Origin of the sequence: Vibrio sp. 10N.222.49.A3 (assembly GCF_041475145.1) — a bacterium.
GTDB lineage: Bacteria > Pseudomonadota > Gammaproteobacteria > Enterobacterales > Vibrionaceae > Vibrio > Vibrio tasmaniensis_A.
In genome coordinates this window covers 1-14,963 of the sequence record NZ_JBFRVM010000225.1, presented here as the reverse complement: position 1 = coordinate 14,963, position 14,963 = coordinate 1, and the positions used below count along the sequence as shown (strand labels likewise).

15 protein-coding genes and 1 other RNA gene are annotated in these 14,963 nt (G+C 44.1%); 7 read left to right on the top strand and 9 right to left on the bottom strand.

From position 1 onward, the window contains the following. Window positions 1–33: 33 nt before the first annotated feature. From AB4589_RS23665 to AB4589_RS23655, 3 genes are read right to left on the bottom strand one after another with little or no spacing between them, the layout of a single operon-like run. Entirely contained in the window at window positions 34–1,257 is a 1,224-nt protein-coding gene (locus AB4589_RS23665; protein WP_371710234.1) for an FAD-dependent 2-octaprenylphenol hydroxylase, read from the bottom strand. Window positions 1,258–1,268: 11 nt separating this feature from the next. Then, window positions 1,269–2,447 carry a 2-octaprenyl-6-methoxyphenyl hydroxylase gene (gene ubiH / locus AB4589_RS23660; protein WP_371710235.1) on the bottom strand — a complete coding sequence of 393 codons (1,179 nt, stop codon included), beginning with the start codon at window positions 2,445–2,447 and terminating at the stop codon, window positions 1,269–1,271. A gap of 24 nt (window positions 2,448–2,471) precedes the next feature. Next, the gene (locus AB4589_RS23655; RefSeq protein ID WP_371710236.1) at window positions 2,472–3,047 is read right to left on the bottom strand and encodes a YecA family protein; all 576 of its coding nucleotides are present in this window, start codon (window positions 3,045–3,047) and stop codon (window positions 2,472–2,474) included. A gap of 307 nt (window positions 3,048–3,354) precedes the next feature. Here AB4589_RS23655 and zapA point away from each other — a divergent pair, with 307 nt between their 5' ends. The 5 genes from zapA to serA all read left to right on the top strand — a co-directional run bounded on the left by zapA (window position 3,355) and on the right by serA (window position 6,735). Beyond that, a complete protein-coding gene (gene zapA / locus AB4589_RS23650; protein ID WP_004735366.1) occupies window positions 3,355–3,663 on the top strand; it encodes a cell division protein ZapA in 309 nt (102 codons plus the stop codon). Window positions 3,664–3,674: 11 nt separating this feature from the next. After that, window positions 3,675–3,857, top strand: a non-coding RNA gene (gene ssrS / locus AB4589_RS23645) — 6S RNA. A gap of 6 nt (window positions 3,858–3,863) precedes the next feature. Further along, window positions 3,864–4,463 carry a 5-formyltetrahydrofolate cyclo-ligase gene (locus AB4589_RS23640; RefSeq protein ID WP_371710237.1) on the top strand — a complete coding sequence of 200 codons (600 nt, stop codon included), beginning with the start codon at window positions 3,864–3,866 and terminating at the stop codon, window positions 4,461–4,463. Between the two features lie 124 nt (window positions 4,464–4,587). Continuing rightward, window positions 4,588–5,244, top strand: a complete 657-nt coding sequence (gene rpiA / locus AB4589_RS23635; protein ID WP_009847664.1) for a ribose-5-phosphate isomerase RpiA — start codon at window positions 4,588–4,590, stop codon at window positions 5,242–5,244. A 261-nt stretch (window positions 5,245–5,505) separates the two neighbouring features. Continuing rightward, window positions 5,506–6,735: a phosphoglycerate dehydrogenase gene (gene serA / locus AB4589_RS23630; RefSeq protein WP_017097288.1), complete on the top strand. Its 1,230-nt coding sequence runs from the start codon at window positions 5,506–5,508 to the stop codon at window positions 6,733–6,735. Between the two features lie 275 nt (window positions 6,736–7,010). Here the strand turns inward: serA and AB4589_RS23625 are convergent, their stop codons facing one another. Both AB4589_RS23625 and AB4589_RS23620 read right to left on the bottom strand, forming a co-directional pair. After that, complete coding sequence (locus tag AB4589_RS23625; RefSeq protein WP_372101817.1) at window positions 7,011–7,724, bottom strand: oxidative stress defense protein; 714 nt, start codon at window positions 7,722–7,724, stop codon at window positions 7,011–7,013. Between the two features lie 110 nt (window positions 7,725–7,834). After that, window positions 7,835–8,731 (bottom strand): LysR family transcriptional regulator ArgP, encoded by an 897-nt coding sequence (locus AB4589_RS23620; RefSeq protein WP_372101816.1) that lies wholly within the window; start codon window positions 8,729–8,731, stop codon window positions 7,835–7,837. A 142-nt stretch (window positions 8,732–8,873) separates the two neighbouring features. Between AB4589_RS23620 and AB4589_RS23615 the strand changes: the two genes are divergently transcribed. After that, on the top strand, window positions 8,874–9,503 hold the full coding sequence (locus AB4589_RS23615; protein WP_269337037.1) for a LysE/ArgO family amino acid transporter: 630 nt from the start codon (window positions 8,874–8,876) through the stop codon (window positions 9,501–9,503). A 114-nt stretch (window positions 9,504–9,617) separates the two neighbouring features. Here AB4589_RS23615 and mscS read toward each other — a convergent pair whose 3' ends face one another. The 4 genes from mscS to epd all read right to left on the bottom strand — a co-directional run bounded on the left by mscS (window position 9,618) and on the right by epd (window position 14,469). Next, window positions 9,618–10,484, bottom strand: coding sequence for a small-conductance mechanosensitive channel MscS (gene mscS / locus AB4589_RS23610; protein WP_009847670.1), 867 nt, complete (start codon window positions 10,482–10,484; stop codon window positions 9,618–9,620). A 376-nt stretch (window positions 10,485–10,860) separates the two neighbouring features. Beyond that, on the bottom strand, window positions 10,861–11,937 hold the full coding sequence (gene fbaA, locus AB4589_RS23605) for a class II fructose-bisphosphate aldolase (protein ID WP_009847671.1): 1,077 nt from the start codon (window positions 11,935–11,937) through the stop codon (window positions 10,861–10,863). Window positions 11,938–12,089: 152 nt separating this feature from the next. After that, window positions 12,090–13,253 carry a phosphoglycerate kinase gene (locus AB4589_RS23600; RefSeq protein ID WP_009847672.1) on the bottom strand — a complete coding sequence of 388 codons (1,164 nt, stop codon included), beginning with the start codon at window positions 13,251–13,253 and terminating at the stop codon, window positions 12,090–12,092. Window positions 13,254–13,419: 166 nt separating this feature from the next. Next, on the bottom strand, window positions 13,420–14,469 hold the full coding sequence (epd, locus tag AB4589_RS23595; RefSeq protein ID WP_029222970.1) for an erythrose-4-phosphate dehydrogenase: 1,050 nt from the start codon (window positions 14,467–14,469) through the stop codon (window positions 13,420–13,422). A 200-nt stretch (window positions 14,470–14,669) separates the two neighbouring features. Between epd and AB4589_RS23590 the strand changes: the two genes are divergently transcribed. Beyond that, window positions 14,670–14,906 (top strand): hypothetical protein, encoded by a 237-nt coding sequence (locus AB4589_RS23590; RefSeq protein WP_135383121.1) that lies wholly within the window; start codon window positions 14,670–14,672, stop codon window positions 14,904–14,906. Window positions 14,907–14,963: the final 57 nt, after the last annotated feature.

Here is a 14,963-nt window from a genome sequence, read left to right as displayed (position 1 = left end):
AACTGCTGGTGCGGATCAATCCATCTCACGCGACTATCGGTGTGCTACGGGGCGCTTAGCTAAATCCGGAAGATTGCCCGACAACCCCAGCGCTCGCTTCATTATCTCATCTTTCGCACCCGGTAATTGACCAGCAAGCTTCATACCGATACCACGAATTAGCTTCTTAGCCGGATTATCGCCTTCAAACAGATCTTTAAAGCCCTGCATTGAAGCAATCATTTTCGCCGCCTCAGCTTTTCTCCAGCGCTCATAGCCACGAAGGTTGCGCTTGGTGCCAATATCCTCACCAGAAGCCCATAGTGTTAACAGCTCTTGCGCTAAGCTTGCTGCGTCTAATAGACCAAGGTTCACGCCTTGCCCTGCTAATGGGTGAATAGTATGAGCAGCATCCCCCACCAAAGCGACACGCTCTACAGCAAAGTCACGTGCATAACGCATGCGCAGTGGGAAGGCAAAACGGTCACCAACCACTTCGCATAAACCAAGTTTTGAGTCGAACTCTGCCGTTAGCTGCTTATTAAAATCAGCATCCGACATTGATACAAGCTTCTCGGCACGATTAGGCTCCGTAGACCAAACTATCGAGCTCATTTTGCTTGGCTGCATTGGCAGGAACGCCAATGGGCCTTGAGGTGTAAATATTTGACGAGCAACGCTATGGTGCTGCTCTGAGGTTTTGATGTTCGCGACAATCGCACTGTGGCCGTAATCCCAATGAGTTAATGGGATATCTTGTTGCTTGCGAACCCAAGAGTTTGCACCGTCAGCTCCAACAACTAACTTTGCTGTCAGCGCTTGGCCGTTGTCTAACGTTAGCCATGCTTCGCTCTCACCAATCGCCATCGTTTTACACGTTGCAGGCATGTATAGGCTGACATTATCTTGCTTCTTAACCTGATCAAGCAGCGCTAATTGGATTACGCGGTTTTCTACAATATGGCCTAGGTTAGGCTGTGCTAAGCGTGTTGAGTCAAACTCAATGCGAGCAAAGCTGTCTTGTTCCCACACTTCCATCGCTTGGTAGGGCGCAGCACGTCTTTGTTCGATACCTTGCCATGCGCCTAGATTGCGAAGAATCACTTCACTCGAGCGGCTCAATGCCGACACACGCACATCAGGCAATTCGCTAAGCCCTTCGCTAGGCGCTCTGCCTTCAATCACCGCAATCCTTAGATCGCTGTCTTTCAGTGCAGCCGCAAGCGCTAGGCCAACCATGCCACCGCCAACAATCGCGATATCAACACTTTGCATCATTATTTATTACCTTATCTTTCTACTAGGCCAAGCGTATGACGCAAAAGTGGACCTTTAAGTGGTGGAAGGTTATCAATTACGGCTAACCCAAGGTTTCGCCCAATACGAGCGGTCAAAAAATCGTTTGAGAACAGATGAACTAGGCTTGAAGTCAACGTAATCGTCGTGTCTCTGTCTTGTTCTCTGCGCTTTCTAAAGTTAACAAGACCTGTGTAACGACCCACATCATCCAATTGAGTACATAACTCTTCCGCCAAGGAAGCCACATCACGAATGCCAAGATTAAAACCTTGTCCCGCAATAGGGTGAAGTGTTTGAGCAGCATTGCCAACAATGGCAAATCGATGAGAGATATTTTGCTGTCGGTGGCGAAGAATCAGTGGGTAGCTCGCACGCTTGCCGACTTTCTCTAGTCGGCCAAGTCGCCAACCGAAGTCATTCTGTAACTGCTCAAGAAATTCGTTGTCGTTTAAGGCCACCACTTTTTGTGCTTGTTCCGGTGACAAACACCAAACTAGCGATAAACGGTTGTCGCTCATCGGTAACAGAGCAACTGGCCCATGATGAGTAAAACGCTCAAAGGCTCGACCTTGATGCGGTTCACTAGCAACAATATTGGCAATCACCGAAACTTGTTCAAAGTCATGTTCGCTCAATGGGATATTCAGTTGCTGACAACAGGTTGAGATAGCACCGTCAGCAGCAACCAATAACTTAGTGCTTACTGTCTGCCCACTTGTCAGCTCAATCGTCGTTAACGATTCATCACGTTCAACGGTTCTAACAGACTCAGGGCAAAGCATCGTAATTGCAGCTTCTGATTCAAGCTTCTGCTGATAGATTCGCCCCACATCCGCCAACTCGACCACATAGCCAAGCGCATCAACAGCAAGCTCTTCGCTGTAGATGTCCGTCATTCCGGCATGGCCCCTATCCGACACATGGATATCTTTGATCGGAGTTGCAACGGGAGCGATAGATTGCCACAACTGCAAAGAGTCGAGGATCTGTACCGTGCCATAAGACAAAGCAATCGAACGAGAATCAAAGCCTGGGTGAGCTTGATGATCAACCTGATAAGGCTCTACTACCGCGATCGATAGAGAACCTTGACTGAGGTGATTCAGAGCAAGGGCTAAGGTCGCCCCCGCCATTGCGCCACCAGCAATTACAACATCATACTGAGCCATTATAACCTCAAACCGACAAGCGGATTAATGAATGGTTGGAGCCGCATCTTCAGATGGGCGAGCACCGAATTCAGCATGAATCGTTAGTGCACACGCTTTGACGTGTTCAATAACGTGCTCTAGAAGCTGCGCCTGCTCTTCCATATCATCGTCTTCGTCAATGCCTAGCTTTGCCATCTCTTCAAGATCAGCTAATGCTTCTTTGGTACCGTCAGACGCTTTATTCAATTGAGCGCCAACCAAGCCTAAACCAGAAATAAAGTGGTTAATCCAATCTGACACACCATCAGCCAAATCAAACAAGCTTGCGCTTGCGTCTTCATCAGGCAGCAACATAGACAGTTCCATGCCTGAACCTGTGATTTCTCTGGTCGTCACCTTTAATGTAGCTTCCGCTAACGTTAATGCGCGATCTGGCCACCCCATGCCTTCATTGGTGTAATCAAAGATAAGTGGTTGCCAGCTTTTATCTGCTAGGTTTAAGCCTCCGCTCAACATACCCGTTAATAAACCATGCATCTCAGCAGGGTTTACGGCTAGGCTTGCCGATTGAAGTTCAGTCGCAACCGTTAGGTAGTCAGGTAAAGTAGTTTCGCTCATCAGATAGCTCGCTCAGTTATTCTTTATATCGATAGTATAATCGTACCACTTCACCCCAATTCTGGTAAGCGTCGATCCTGAGCAATTGAAGGATGACTGACTACCAATTGTTCAATTTGCTGAATTACTGTGTGCTCAAGCTCTCATTTACAAACAGTCACTCTGAAAAGCTTGAATCTTAATAGCGGTTTACCTATAGTTTCTCCCTCAGAGGAGATTGCTTCCTCATCGGTACTTGCACTTTTTCTTTCTCAAAAAATGATAAAGAGCAACAGCCTTAAATAGTGCGTTAAAGAGTTCATCCATCATGAGTAATCAAGCGGTAGACGTTGAAATATTAGGAAAACTGACTCGAGTGAATTGTCCCCCAGGGCAAGAAGAGTCATTGATTGCAGCGGCGGCCGATCTTGATAATCGATTGAAAGAGATGGCTGAACGTACTAAGGTAACCAATGAAGTGAAGCTGCTAACGATCGCAGCTCTGAACATTTGCTATGAATTACAAACCAAGAAGTTTGAAGCAAATGATGAACAAAACGCACTGACCGAGCGAATGGAACAGCTCACGACATCACTTTCAGATGTCCTCAGTAAAGTTAAGCACGGACAGCAATAGCGTACACAAAATTTACCCTGGAGTGTTTGTCAGAGGATTCACGTCCCCGAGCCGATAAGCAATCCCTAAGGGTTAGTACTTGAGTGCTATTGAGCATGCTCGGTCCGCCGAGAAGCCTACGGTAATCATTGCTGATCCGCCTTGAACTCGCTGGTTCAAGGGCCATCTATTCTCAACGGCACTTTGGGGTATCCCTTCTTATGAAGACGCTCACACGCAGCGAATTTCGCAAACAGATCCGTATCAAACGCAATGCCTTATCTGGCGACCAACAAACTCAATCCGGTATGGACTTAGTTAAGCAGTGCTCTCAGCTTGATGAGATTCAGTCAGCTCAACATATCGCCCTCTATATTTCCATTGATGGCGAACTCGATACCCAGCCTTTAATTGAATGGTTATGGGCGCAAGGCAAGCAAACTTATTTACCAGTATTACACCCCTTCTCTGCCGGACATCTGCTGTTTCTACATTACTCTCCAACCACACCCACTGTTTTGAATAAGTACGGCATTGTCGAACCTCAGCTCAATCAAATGCTGGTTAAACCTTGTCAGCAACTCGATCTCATTCTGACTCCCCTTGTAGGCTTTGACTCTCAAGGGCATCGCTTAGGCATGGGCGGCGGATATTACGATCGCACCTTGGCTCGATGGTTCGAGACGGGTGAAGGCGCAACGCCAATTGGTTTGGCTCATGATTGCCAGCATGTCGATACACTGCCAATTGAAGAATGGGACATTCCGTTACCTAAAATCGTGACTCCGAGTAAAACTTGGCAATGGGAAAACAACCATTAAAGCGCTATAATCGCGCCGCAAACGTTAACCTCGATATCCAAAAGTTACCCCAATATCTAAACGTTAACTTCATCATTACGCAAACGATTAATTCAAAGCGCAAGACCTTATTCAGGAGAATGGCATGACTCAAGATGAAATGAAAAAAGCAGCGGGCTGGGCAGCACTTCAATATGTTGAAGAAGGCAGCATTGTAGGTGTAGGTACTGGCTCAACAGTAAATCACTTCATCGACGCACTTGGCACAATGAAAGACAAAATCAAGGGTGCGGTTTCAAGCTCTGTAGCCTCTACTGAAAAACTAGAAGCGCTAGAAATCAAAGTATTCGAATGCAACGACGTATTCAAGCTAGACATCTATGTTGATGGCGCTGACGAGATTAACGGTTCTCGCGATATGATCAAAGGCGGCGGCGCTGCTTTGACTCGTGAAAAAATCGTAGCAGCTATCTCTGATAAGTTTATTTGTATCGTTGATGGTACCAAAGCAGTTGATGTGTTGGGTAAATTCCCACTGCCTGTTGAAGTTATCCCAATGGCACGTTCATACGTAGCACGTGAACTCGTAAAACTTGGTGGTGACCCAGTTTACCGCGAAGGCTGCACAACCGATAACGGCAACGTGATCCTAGATGTGTACGGCATGGCGATCGAAAACCCAAAACAGCTAGAAGATATCATCAATGGTATCGCTGGTGTGGTAACGGTTGGTCTGTTCGCTCACCGTGGTGCTGATGTAGTTATCACTGGCACGCCTGAAGGTGCAAAAATCGAAGAATAAATAATAGAAGATTGAGGTTTTCTGTTACTTCATTACAGACGGTGCCCTAGGGCGCCGTTTTTTTTGCTTTATTGCTGTAAAATTATGTCTTATTCCGTAATTTTCTTACCCAAAACATTTTTTTTTTGTTACTTTATTGTTCAGAAGACGCACAGGGAAAACGTTTGTCTCCTAACAAAGTGGTGAATTTGTTCCCCTTTCAGCCATTTTGTAGCACGTGCGCCGCATTTGCCCAACCTTTCCATTTTAAGGACGAGAACAATGGCCAAAGTTTCACTGGAAAAAGAAAAAATAAAAATTCTACTTCTAGAAGGTCTTCACCCTTCTTCTGTAGAAGTACTGCAAGCCGCTGGTTACACAAACATTGAGTACCACAAAGGCTCACTACCTGAAGATGAACTTCTTGAAGCAGTTAAAGATGCTCACTTCATTGGTATCCGTTCTCGCACCAACATATCCCAAGAAGTTATTGATGCGGCTGAAAAGCTGGTTGCAGTCGGTTGTTTCTGTATTGGTACCAACCAAGTCAACCTTCAAGCAGCAGCAAAGCGCGGTATCCCTGTTTTCAATGCACCGTTCTCAAACACTCGAAGTGTTGCTGAACTCGTTCTAGGTCAGGTTCTATTACTGCTTCGCGGTATTCCAGAGAAGAATGCTCTTGCTCACCGTGGTATCTGGAAAAAGAGTGCAGACAACTCTTACGAAGCTCGTGGTAAGCGTTTAGGTATTATTGGCTACGGTCACATCGGTACTCAGCTGGGTATTATTGCTGAAAACCTTGGTATGCGTGTTTACTTTTACGATATCGAAAACAAGCTGTCTCTAGGTAATGCCACTCAAGTTCATACTATGACCGAGTTGCTGAATAAGTGTGACGTGATCTCTTTACACGTACCTGAAACCAATGAAACTAAAGACATGATGGGTAAAGAAGAGTTCGAGCGCATGAAGCCTGGCTCTATCTTTATCAATGCAGCTCGTGGCACGGTAGTTGACATCCCTGCTCTGTGTGGCGCTCTGGATTCTGGTCACCTGTCTGGTGCGGCTATTGATGTTTTCCCAACAGAACCAAAAACCAATGCAGACCCGTTTGAGTCTCCATTAATGCAGTTCGATAACGTGATTCTAACGCCTCATGTGGGTGGTTCAACTCAAGAAGCACAAGAGAACATCGGAGTTGAAGTTGCTGGTAAACTAGCGAAATACTCTGATAACGGCTCTACGCTATCAAGTGTTAACTTCCCAGAGGTATCACTGCCATTGCATACAGGTACTTCTCGTTTGCTACACATCCATGAGAACCGCCCAGGTATCCTAACTCAGATCAACACCATCTTCGCAGAAGAAGGGATCAACATCGCGGGTCAGTACCTACAGACTGCAGCAGATATGGGTTATGTTGTTATCGATGTAGAAGCCGATCGCTCTGAAGAAGCACTGCTTAAACTGAAAGAGATCGAAGGCACAATCCGTGCTCGTCTTCTTCACTAATCATCGCACTCAAAATGCATAAAAAAGGCTCTCATCATGAGAGCCTTTTTAGTATTTGGCCTATCGTAGGTAATTATACCAATCACAGTAAGTAAGTGATCAAAAATAGCGTAGGAAAAAGGCTTGAGAACAAGGCGGAATTTTTCGATAAGTAGTTATTCTACAATCAAAAATTCTAACACAGTTATTGAGCATTTTAACAAGCTAGGGTGAACAGTTATTTACTACGATTGGTATTAGATCATCATGATCCAAAACCTTCTATAAAGCTGCTGTTACTCTTCGATCTGATAGATCACATTGACACGATCACGAATGGTGATCGTTGAGTCTTCATAAGAGTTCGATTCTGTTCTTGCATCCATCGCCATTGAACGCATTAGCACAGGCTGAGAAGATTGTGCGTTGTAATCAACACGCCAAACATCACCGAGCTCACGCTCAAAACCACTCGCTAATGATTTAGCTTTTGATGTCGCATCTTTGATCGCTTCTAAGCGTGCTTGCTCTTGATACTTGGCTTGGTCACGAACTTGCAGTTGGATATTATCGATCTGGTTAATACCCTGTCCTATTGCAATATCCATGTACTCATTGAGATTAGCGAGCTCATTCACTTGAACGCTCACATTACGTGAAGCGCGGTAGCCAACCAATTCTGGTTTGCCATCTTTGGGATAATGGTACTGAGGAGATAGGTACAGATTAGAGCTGTGTACGCTCGCCTCATCTACGCCGGCTTGGTGCAGCTTATTTAGAAAGCCCGTTACCACTTTATCAACAGTACTTTTAGCCTGTTCAGCCGTCATCGTTGACTCTACCACTCTCACTGAGAATATCGCCATATCCGGTGTCGCGATGACTTCACCATAACCTGTTGTTGAAATATGCGGAAAGGATGGAGAGTCAGCCAGTGATGGAAAGCTCACAGCACTCAACGCAGCAGTAAGAGTAAGAGACGTTGCTAACATCTTTGGTACAAACTTCATTAGGTAGACCTATGCTAAACAAATGTCCTTCCATCATAGAGTAATTTGTCGTTTAGCCAATCCTGATTGTGCACATCTAACAGAACTTTGACGCTGAAAAAACCGACAACTTACTGAGGTAAATGATTGTGAGCAAAACTTAATATCGCTTGGGATACCTCTTTTAGCACCCCGCTCTCAAGCTGCCAATGGTGCCAATAGATGCGATAAGACAGCAGAAAGTCAGGGGTAATATCAATCAGAGCACCAGACTCTAGTTCCTCGATAATCTGCAATCGAGGAATCAAGCAATAGGCAACACCCGATAATGCCAAGCGCACAAATGCTTCTGAACTGCCGACCGTATGATTGATCACACTGTCTCTCGGTACGTTAAAATGGTCATGCAGAAACTTCTTATGCAGATCATCGTATTGATCATAGGAAACCGCAGGCGCTTTGCTTAAGGTGGCGTAGTTTACGCCCTCTGAAAAGTAACGCTGATGAAAATCAGGGCTCGCCACACACACATAATCCATCCTACCGAGGTAGTCTGCACTGCACCCAGGAATCGCTTGAGGTTCCAAACTGATCGCACCGGCAACCTCACCGCTTTTAATTTTTTCAATGGTTCTAGACTCACCATGAATCGCGAGGTTCAACTCGACTTGACGAGACTTCATCACATCCGACAGTGCAGGTAACAACCATGTCGCCAAACTATCAGCGTTGGTGGCTATGGATATCGATAGTGGTTGAGTACCCTCTTCATTCATTAACTCAGGCACAAGCTCGTGCTCTAACAAGCGAACACGACGATACAAACCCAACAGCTTTTTTCCTGCTGGTGTAGGTCTTGGTGGGTTTTCTCTCACCAGCGCAGGCTGGGCTAACCACTTTTCTAGCTGCTTGATACGTTGGGACACCGCTGATTGGGAGATGTATAACTGCTCAGCGGCTCTCTCAAAGCTACGTTGTTTCACCACGGCATCCAGTGCTTCAATCCATTTATAATCCAATCCACGCATCAATTTGCTTCCTTTTTAAGCTAACCCAACACCACATTAGCAACTCTAATAATAGATTAAAATCATTAATTATACTTATTTAAAGGGTCGGAGTATCTTCGCCACATAGCACGTAAATATCGTTAATTAAGTGGAGGTTAAAATGAGTTTTTGGGTTTTATTACAAGGTTTTGGTCTAGGGGCAAGTATGATAATCCCGATAGGCGCACAAAATGCGTACGTCCTAAATCAAGGCATAAAACGCAATCATCATTTAACGACTGCAACGATTTGTAGCCTGCTCGATACCCTGTTTATCTCATTGGGTATTTTTGGTGGCGGAGCAATTCTGTCTAAAAATGAATTGCTGCTTACCTCTGTGACATTGGGCGGTATCGCTTTTCTAACGGTATATGGTTTGCTATCACTGCGCAGTGCATTCAAAACGCGCACCAGTGATGAATCAAAAGGTGAGGTATTGGCTCGTGGCAAGCGCACCGTTATTTTGGGTGCATTAGCTGTAACAGTATTAAACCCACACCTCTATTTGGATACCGTGGTGATTCTTGGATCTATTGGTGGGCAATTTGAAGGCAACGACAGAGTTGCGTTTGCGATGGGGACTATCTTAGCTTCATTCGTGTGGTTTTATTCCTTGTCATTGGGCGCAGCAAAGCTAGGTCCAACGCTATCGAAACCTAAAGTTAAGAAAGGCATCGATATCGCGGTAGCAACCATGATGTTCGCTATTGCACTTGTGCTCGCCAATGGACTCATTGAGCAATACGGGTAAACCTATTCTTCTTTAGTCATCAAACAAACTTTACTCATCCAACAAAAAAGGCGAATAACCTAAGTTATCCGCCTTTCCTTATAAAAGCTTATAGCTATAAAAACTAACTAGAAATTAAGCTTCAACTTTATTCATGTGTACATCCATTTGCGGGAATGGGATTTCGATACCTTCGTTATCCAAGCCTTCTTTGATAGCTTGCATAAGGTCGAAATAAACATTCCAGTAGTCAGCAGTACTAACCCATGGACGAACAACAAAATTAACTGAAGAATCAGCTAGCGTGTGAACACCTACTTGAACACCTGGATCTTTCAATACGCGCTCATCAGATTCACAGATCTTAGTCAGTAGCGCTTTTGTCTTCTGAAGATCAGCGTTGTAAGAAACACCAATCATTAGGTCAATACGGCGCGTCGCATGACGAGAATAGTTAGTGATTGGGCTACCGATAACGCTTCCGTTAGGTACTACAACCATTTTGTTGTCTGGTGTTGTTAAAACAGTTTGGAAGATCTGAATTGAATCAACTGAACCCGCTACACCACCAATTTCCACGTAGTCACCAGACTTGAATGGACGGAATGCAACGATAAGTACACCCGCTGCAAAGTTAGATAGTGAGCCTTGCAGCGCAAGACCAACGGCTAAACCAGCCGCACCAATAACAGCAACTACAGATGCAGTTTGAACGCCTAAACGACCAAGTGCAGCGATAAGAACAATAACAAACAATAAGTAACGAACTAAACCGTGGATAAATTCCACAACAGCTCGGTCCATCTTCTTCTTCTCAAGAACCTTAGATACGCTATTCGCGACTGCTTTAACAATCAAGTTACCAATAAATAGAATTATCAGTGCAGAGATAATGTTTACACCGTATTGGATAAATAGATCTGAATTATTTGTTAACCACTGCTCGGCCTGAGATAAACCATCCACAATTGGAGTCTCAAGCGCTGTCGAACTATCAGCCATAATGTGCATCCTCTATATAATATGCTATGAGCTAAACTGTCTTAAGCCAAACTTACTTTTACAATAATAAACAGTTTAACTCCTGTTAAGTCACTGTGTTAAAAGTAAATTAAAGCCAAGTCCTTTTTATAAACTGAACCAGGTCCAGTTTTTCGGCACGATATCCTATCTTTGACCGATTGCAAAGTCATATTTATGTAAGCTTTTGAATTAATAAAACTTACCAATAAACGCAAATACCGATAACTAAAAGACTACGAAATTTATTCACCGTAGGCTAGGTTTTTCACATATTTAATACAAGTTTTTATCAGACATAAAAAAACCCGCTCAATGAGCGGGTTTTTAAAACTTAAAGAGTACTTAATTCAAAGAATTATAGTACGTCTACAGCATTAAGGTCAGCGAATGCTTTCTCAAGACGAGTAACCATTGAAGACTGAGCAGCACGTAGCCATACGCGTGGATCGTAGTACTTCTTGTTTGGCGCAGCTTCGCCAGTTGGGTTACCGATTTGACCTTGTAGGAAATCGAAGTTATCAGCAGAGTACTGACGGATACCATCCCAAGTTGCCCACTGTGTATCAGTATCGATGTTCATTTTGATAACACCGTAGCCGATAGACTCTTGGATTTCTGCTTCAGAAGAACCAGAACCACCGTGGAATACGAAGTTTAGAGCGTTAGGTGCAATACCGAACTTCTCTGCACAGTATGCTTGAGAGTCACGTAGGATAGTTGGAGTAAGTACAACGTTACCAGCTTGGTAAACACCGTGTACGTTACCGAAAGATGCAGCGATAGTGAAACGTGGGCTAACAGCCATTAGCTTCTCGTATGCGTATGCTACGTCTTCTGGAGAAGTGTAAAGCTCAGATGCGTCCATATCAGAGTTATCAACGCCGTCTTCTTCACCACCAGTACAACCAAGTTCGATCTCGATTGTCATGTCCATTTTAGCCATGCGAGCTAGGTAAGTAGCACATGTTTCGATGTTCTCTTCTAGAGACTCTTCAGAAAGGTCTAGCATGTGAGAAGAGAATAGAGGCTTACCAGTTTGTGCGAAGAACTCTTCACCAGCGTCTAGTAGACCGTCGATCCATGGTAGAAGTTTCTTAGCAGCGTGGTCAGTATGCAGGATAACTGGAACACCGTAAGACTCAGCGACAGCGTGTACGTATTTTGCACCAGCTACAGCACCAAGAACTTGTGCGCCTTGACCTTCAAGTTTAACGCCTTTACCTGCGAAGAATGCAGCGCCGCCGTTAGAGAACTGAACAACAACTGGAGACTTAACTTTAGCAGCCGCTTCTAGTACTGCGTTAATAGAGTCAGTACCAACAACGTTTACTGCAGGAAGAGCAAATTTGTTTTCTTTTGCTACTTCAAATACTTTCTGTACGTCATCGCCAGAAATTACACCAGGTTTTACAAAATCGAAGATCTTAGACATGGAAATAGTCCTATTTATTCTATTCGTTTTAAGATAAAAAACTTAAGTTTAAAAATTTGCAATCGTTTGCTCACTTCCGCTATTCTAGCAAATAAGTGTGATATGCAGCAAACGTTAAAAGGCGAGATTCGTATCTCGCCTTTCTAAATCAATTACGCTTTAGCACGCTCTTCAAGCATAGCTACTGCAGGAAGTACTTTGCCTTCAACAAACTCAAGGAAAGCACCGCCACCAGTAGAGATGTAAGAAACATCTGCTTTGATACCGAACTTGTCGATAGCTGCTAGCGTGTCACCACCGCCCGCTACTGAGAAACCTTCAGAATCAGCGATTGCTTTAGAAATACCAGCTGTACCCGCTTCGAAGTTCTTGAATTCGAAGACGCCTACAGGGCCGTTCCAAAGAATCGTTTTCGCGTTGCCGATGATTTCAGCTAGAGCAGCAGTTGAATCTGGACCAAGGTCGAAGATCATGTCGTCGTCTTGAACTTCAGAAACGTGCTTGATTTCAGCTTCTGCGTTTTCGTCGAATGCTTTAGCACATGCAACGTCAGTCGCTACAGGGATAGCACACTCTTTCATTAGCTTCTGAGCTGTTTCAACTAGGTCAGCTTCGTATAGAGACTTACCTACGTTGTGGCCTTCAGCAGCGATGAACGTGTTCGCGATACCACCACCAACAACAAGTTGGTCAGCGATTTTAGAAAGAGATTCTAGAACGGTTAGTTTAGTAGAAACTTTAGAACCACCAACGATAGCCACTAGTGGGCGAGCTGGGTTGTCCATTGCTTTACCAAGCGCTTCAAGCTCAGCAGCTAGAAGAGGACCAGCACATGCTACAGGAGCGTAAGTACCAACGCCGTGTGTAGACGCTTGAGCACGGTGAGCTGTACCGAATGCATCCATTACGAAGATGTCACATAGTGCAGCGTATTGCTTAGAAAGAGCTTCTTCGTTCTTCTTCTCGCCTTTGTTAAAGCGAACGTTTTCAAGAACAGTTAGTTCACCAGCGTTTAGCTCAAGACCATTTACGTAATCTTTCGCTAGTTTAACGTCACAGTCTAGTGCGTCGTTTAGGTAGTTAACTACAGGAGCTAGAGAGAACTCTTCGTTGTACTCGCCTTCAGTAGGACGACCAAGGTGAGAAGTAACCATAACTTTTGCGCCAGCTTCTAGGCAAAGTTTGATAGTTGGTAGAGATGCTAGGATACGTGCATCTGAAGTTACTTTACCGTCTTTTACTGGTACGTTTAGGTCAGCACGGATGAATACGCGTTTACCTGCAAGTTCCAGGTCAGTCATCTTGATCACAGACATGATTTGTCCTCTCAAATTTAAATAAAAATAAAGTTTTGGAAACTCAGCAACCCTGCTAAGCCTATAAATTATTCAACTGGTAATGCTTTAACTGCTAATAATATGTGGACACTTAGTATTTATTTCAAGCTAAAAAATAAATAATCCACACATTTGCTTCTAGGTCTTACTTCTTGCCTTCTGAAGCTTGCATTGCAAGAACCGTATCCAGCATTCGGTTCGCAAAGCCCCATTCATTGTCACACCACACCAGCATTTTCACTAAGGTGCCATTGCTCACTCGAGTTTGTGAACCATCAACGATTGCGCTATGGGGATCGTGATTAAAGTCGATGGAAACGAGCGGCGCTTCAGTATAGTCAACTATATTGTGTAATGTACACTGGGAAGCATTAACAATGGTTTGATTTACGTCATTAACTTTCACATTTGTATTAATTGTGACACTTAAATCCATCGCAGTGACGTTTACCGTCGGCACACGCACAGATATCGCTTCGAACTTGTTAGAAAATTTCGGGAAGATTCTTTCAATACCTTTATGCAATTTAGTGTCGACAGGAATGATAGATTGGCTTGCTGCTCGAGTACGACGCAAGTCGCTATGGTATGCATCAATAACTTGCTGATCATTCATTGAAGAGTGAATGGTCGTAATGGTACCTGACTCAATACCAAAGGCATCATCAAGTACTTTAATGATAGGGACAATACAGTTAGTGGTGCATGAACCATTGGAAACGATTCGGTGGTCAGCTTCGATAGTATCGTGATTTACACCATAGATAATGGTGTTATCAAGGTCGTTAGCTCCAGGGTGTGAAAACAGTACCTTTTTAGCTCCAGCAGCGATGTGCGCTAGGCCATCATCTCGGCAACCGTAAACACCGGTACAATCGAGAACAATATCAACCTCAAGGTCACGCCAAGGTAACAACTCAATATCAGCAAGGTGTAAGATACGAATCGTATCAAACTCTCCTTTATCTTCAGCACCAATGCCATGATGAACATAGATGTGCTCTTGATCGTTAGAGATTTTCTTGCCGAAGCGGCCGTGACTGGTGTCGTATTGCAATAGGTGAGCCATAGCGTCAGGTTGAGCAAGCTCATTGACCGCTACTACTTTGATTTGTTGGCTTTTGCCACTTTCATAGACAGCGCGCAATACATTGCGCCCTATTCGTCCAAATCCATTTATCGCGACTTTTAGCATAGTTCCGTACATCTAACCAAAATTTCGTGCAACAGATGATAACTGAATCCTATTCAAAGCGCATTAATTGAGTGGTATAACTCGACAAAAACAATCCATTAACATGGCATATCAGCCATTTCAATGTAATCATAAAAAATGAGTCTGACCTAATTCTACGGCTGTTTCTAACCTAGTTTTCTCAACCAAAGGAAAAGGTTATGTCTGGATTTCCAGCGACTCATTTTTGTAAAACGTGCAATAAAGAAACGCCACATAGTGAAATTCTTGTTCGCCAAACAAGCAGCTATGATACCGACAAAACTTTGTTAGGAAGAATAAAGCTGTTTGCTAATTCAATTATCAATGGTGGTCATTACTACAACATGGATCGTTACGTTGAATGTAAGGTCTGTGGGACTAGAGAACTTGATAATTGGGGAAATGAATTCGAGTAACTCATGTTTCTGAAAGCCAAATAAAAAACCGAGCCAGTGGCTTAATGCCGTTCACTT

What these genes read in the sequence shown, in the direction of transcription:
- AB4589_RS23640 (WP_371710237.1), top strand. Translation starts at nt 3,864, where the DNA reads ATGAAGACGCTCACACGCAGCGAATTTCGCAAACAGATCCGTATCAAA.
- AB4589_RS23625 (WP_372101817.1), bottom strand. Translation starts at nt 7,724, where the DNA reads ATGAAGTTTGTACCAAAGATGTTAGCAACGTCTCTTACTCTTACTGCT.
- AB4589_RS23665 (WP_371710234.1), bottom strand. Translation starts at nt 1,257, where the DNA reads ATGATGCAAAGTGTTGATATCGCGATTGTTGGCGGTGGCATGGTTGGC.
- AB4589_RS23600 (WP_009847672.1), bottom strand. Translation starts at nt 13,253, where the DNA reads ATGTCTGTGATCAAGATGACTGACCTGGAACTTGCAGGTAAACGCGTA.
- serA (WP_017097288.1), top strand. Translation starts at nt 5,506, where the DNA reads ATGGCCAAAGTTTCACTGGAAAAAGAAAAAATAAAAATTCTACTTCTA.
- AB4589_RS23655 (WP_371710236.1), bottom strand. Translation starts at nt 3,047, where the DNA reads ATGAGCGAAACTACTTTACCTGACTACCTAACGGTTGCGACTGAACTT.
- zapA (WP_004735366.1), top strand. Translation starts at nt 3,355, where the DNA reads ATGAGTAATCAAGCGGTAGACGTTGAAATATTAGGAAAACTGACTCGA.
- ubiH (WP_371710235.1), bottom strand. Translation starts at nt 2,447, where the DNA reads ATGGCTCAGTATGATGTTGTAATTGCTGGTGGCGCAATGGCGGGGGCG.
- rpiA (WP_009847664.1), top strand. Translation starts at nt 4,588, where the DNA reads ATGACTCAAGATGAAATGAAAAAAGCAGCGGGCTGGGCAGCACTTCAA.
- AB4589_RS23615 (WP_269337037.1), top strand. Translation starts at nt 8,874, where the DNA reads ATGAGTTTTTGGGTTTTATTACAAGGTTTTGGTCTAGGGGCAAGTATG.
- AB4589_RS23590 (WP_135383121.1), top strand. Translation starts at nt 14,670, where the DNA reads ATGTCTGGATTTCCAGCGACTCATTTTTGTAAAACGTGCAATAAAGAA.
- fbaA (WP_009847671.1), bottom strand. Translation starts at nt 11,937, where the DNA reads ATGTCTAAGATCTTCGATTTTGTAAAACCTGGTGTAATTTCTGGCGAT.
- AB4589_RS23620 (WP_372101816.1), bottom strand. Translation starts at nt 8,731, where the DNA reads ATGCGTGGATTGGATTATAAATGGATTGAAGCACTGGATGCCGTGGTG.
- epd (WP_029222970.1), bottom strand. Translation starts at nt 14,469, where the DNA reads ATGCTAAAAGTCGCGATAAATGGATTTGGACGAATAGGGCGCAATGTA.
- mscS (WP_009847670.1), bottom strand. Translation starts at nt 10,484, where the DNA reads ATGGCTGATAGTTCGACAGCGCTTGAGACTCCAATTGTGGATGGTTTA.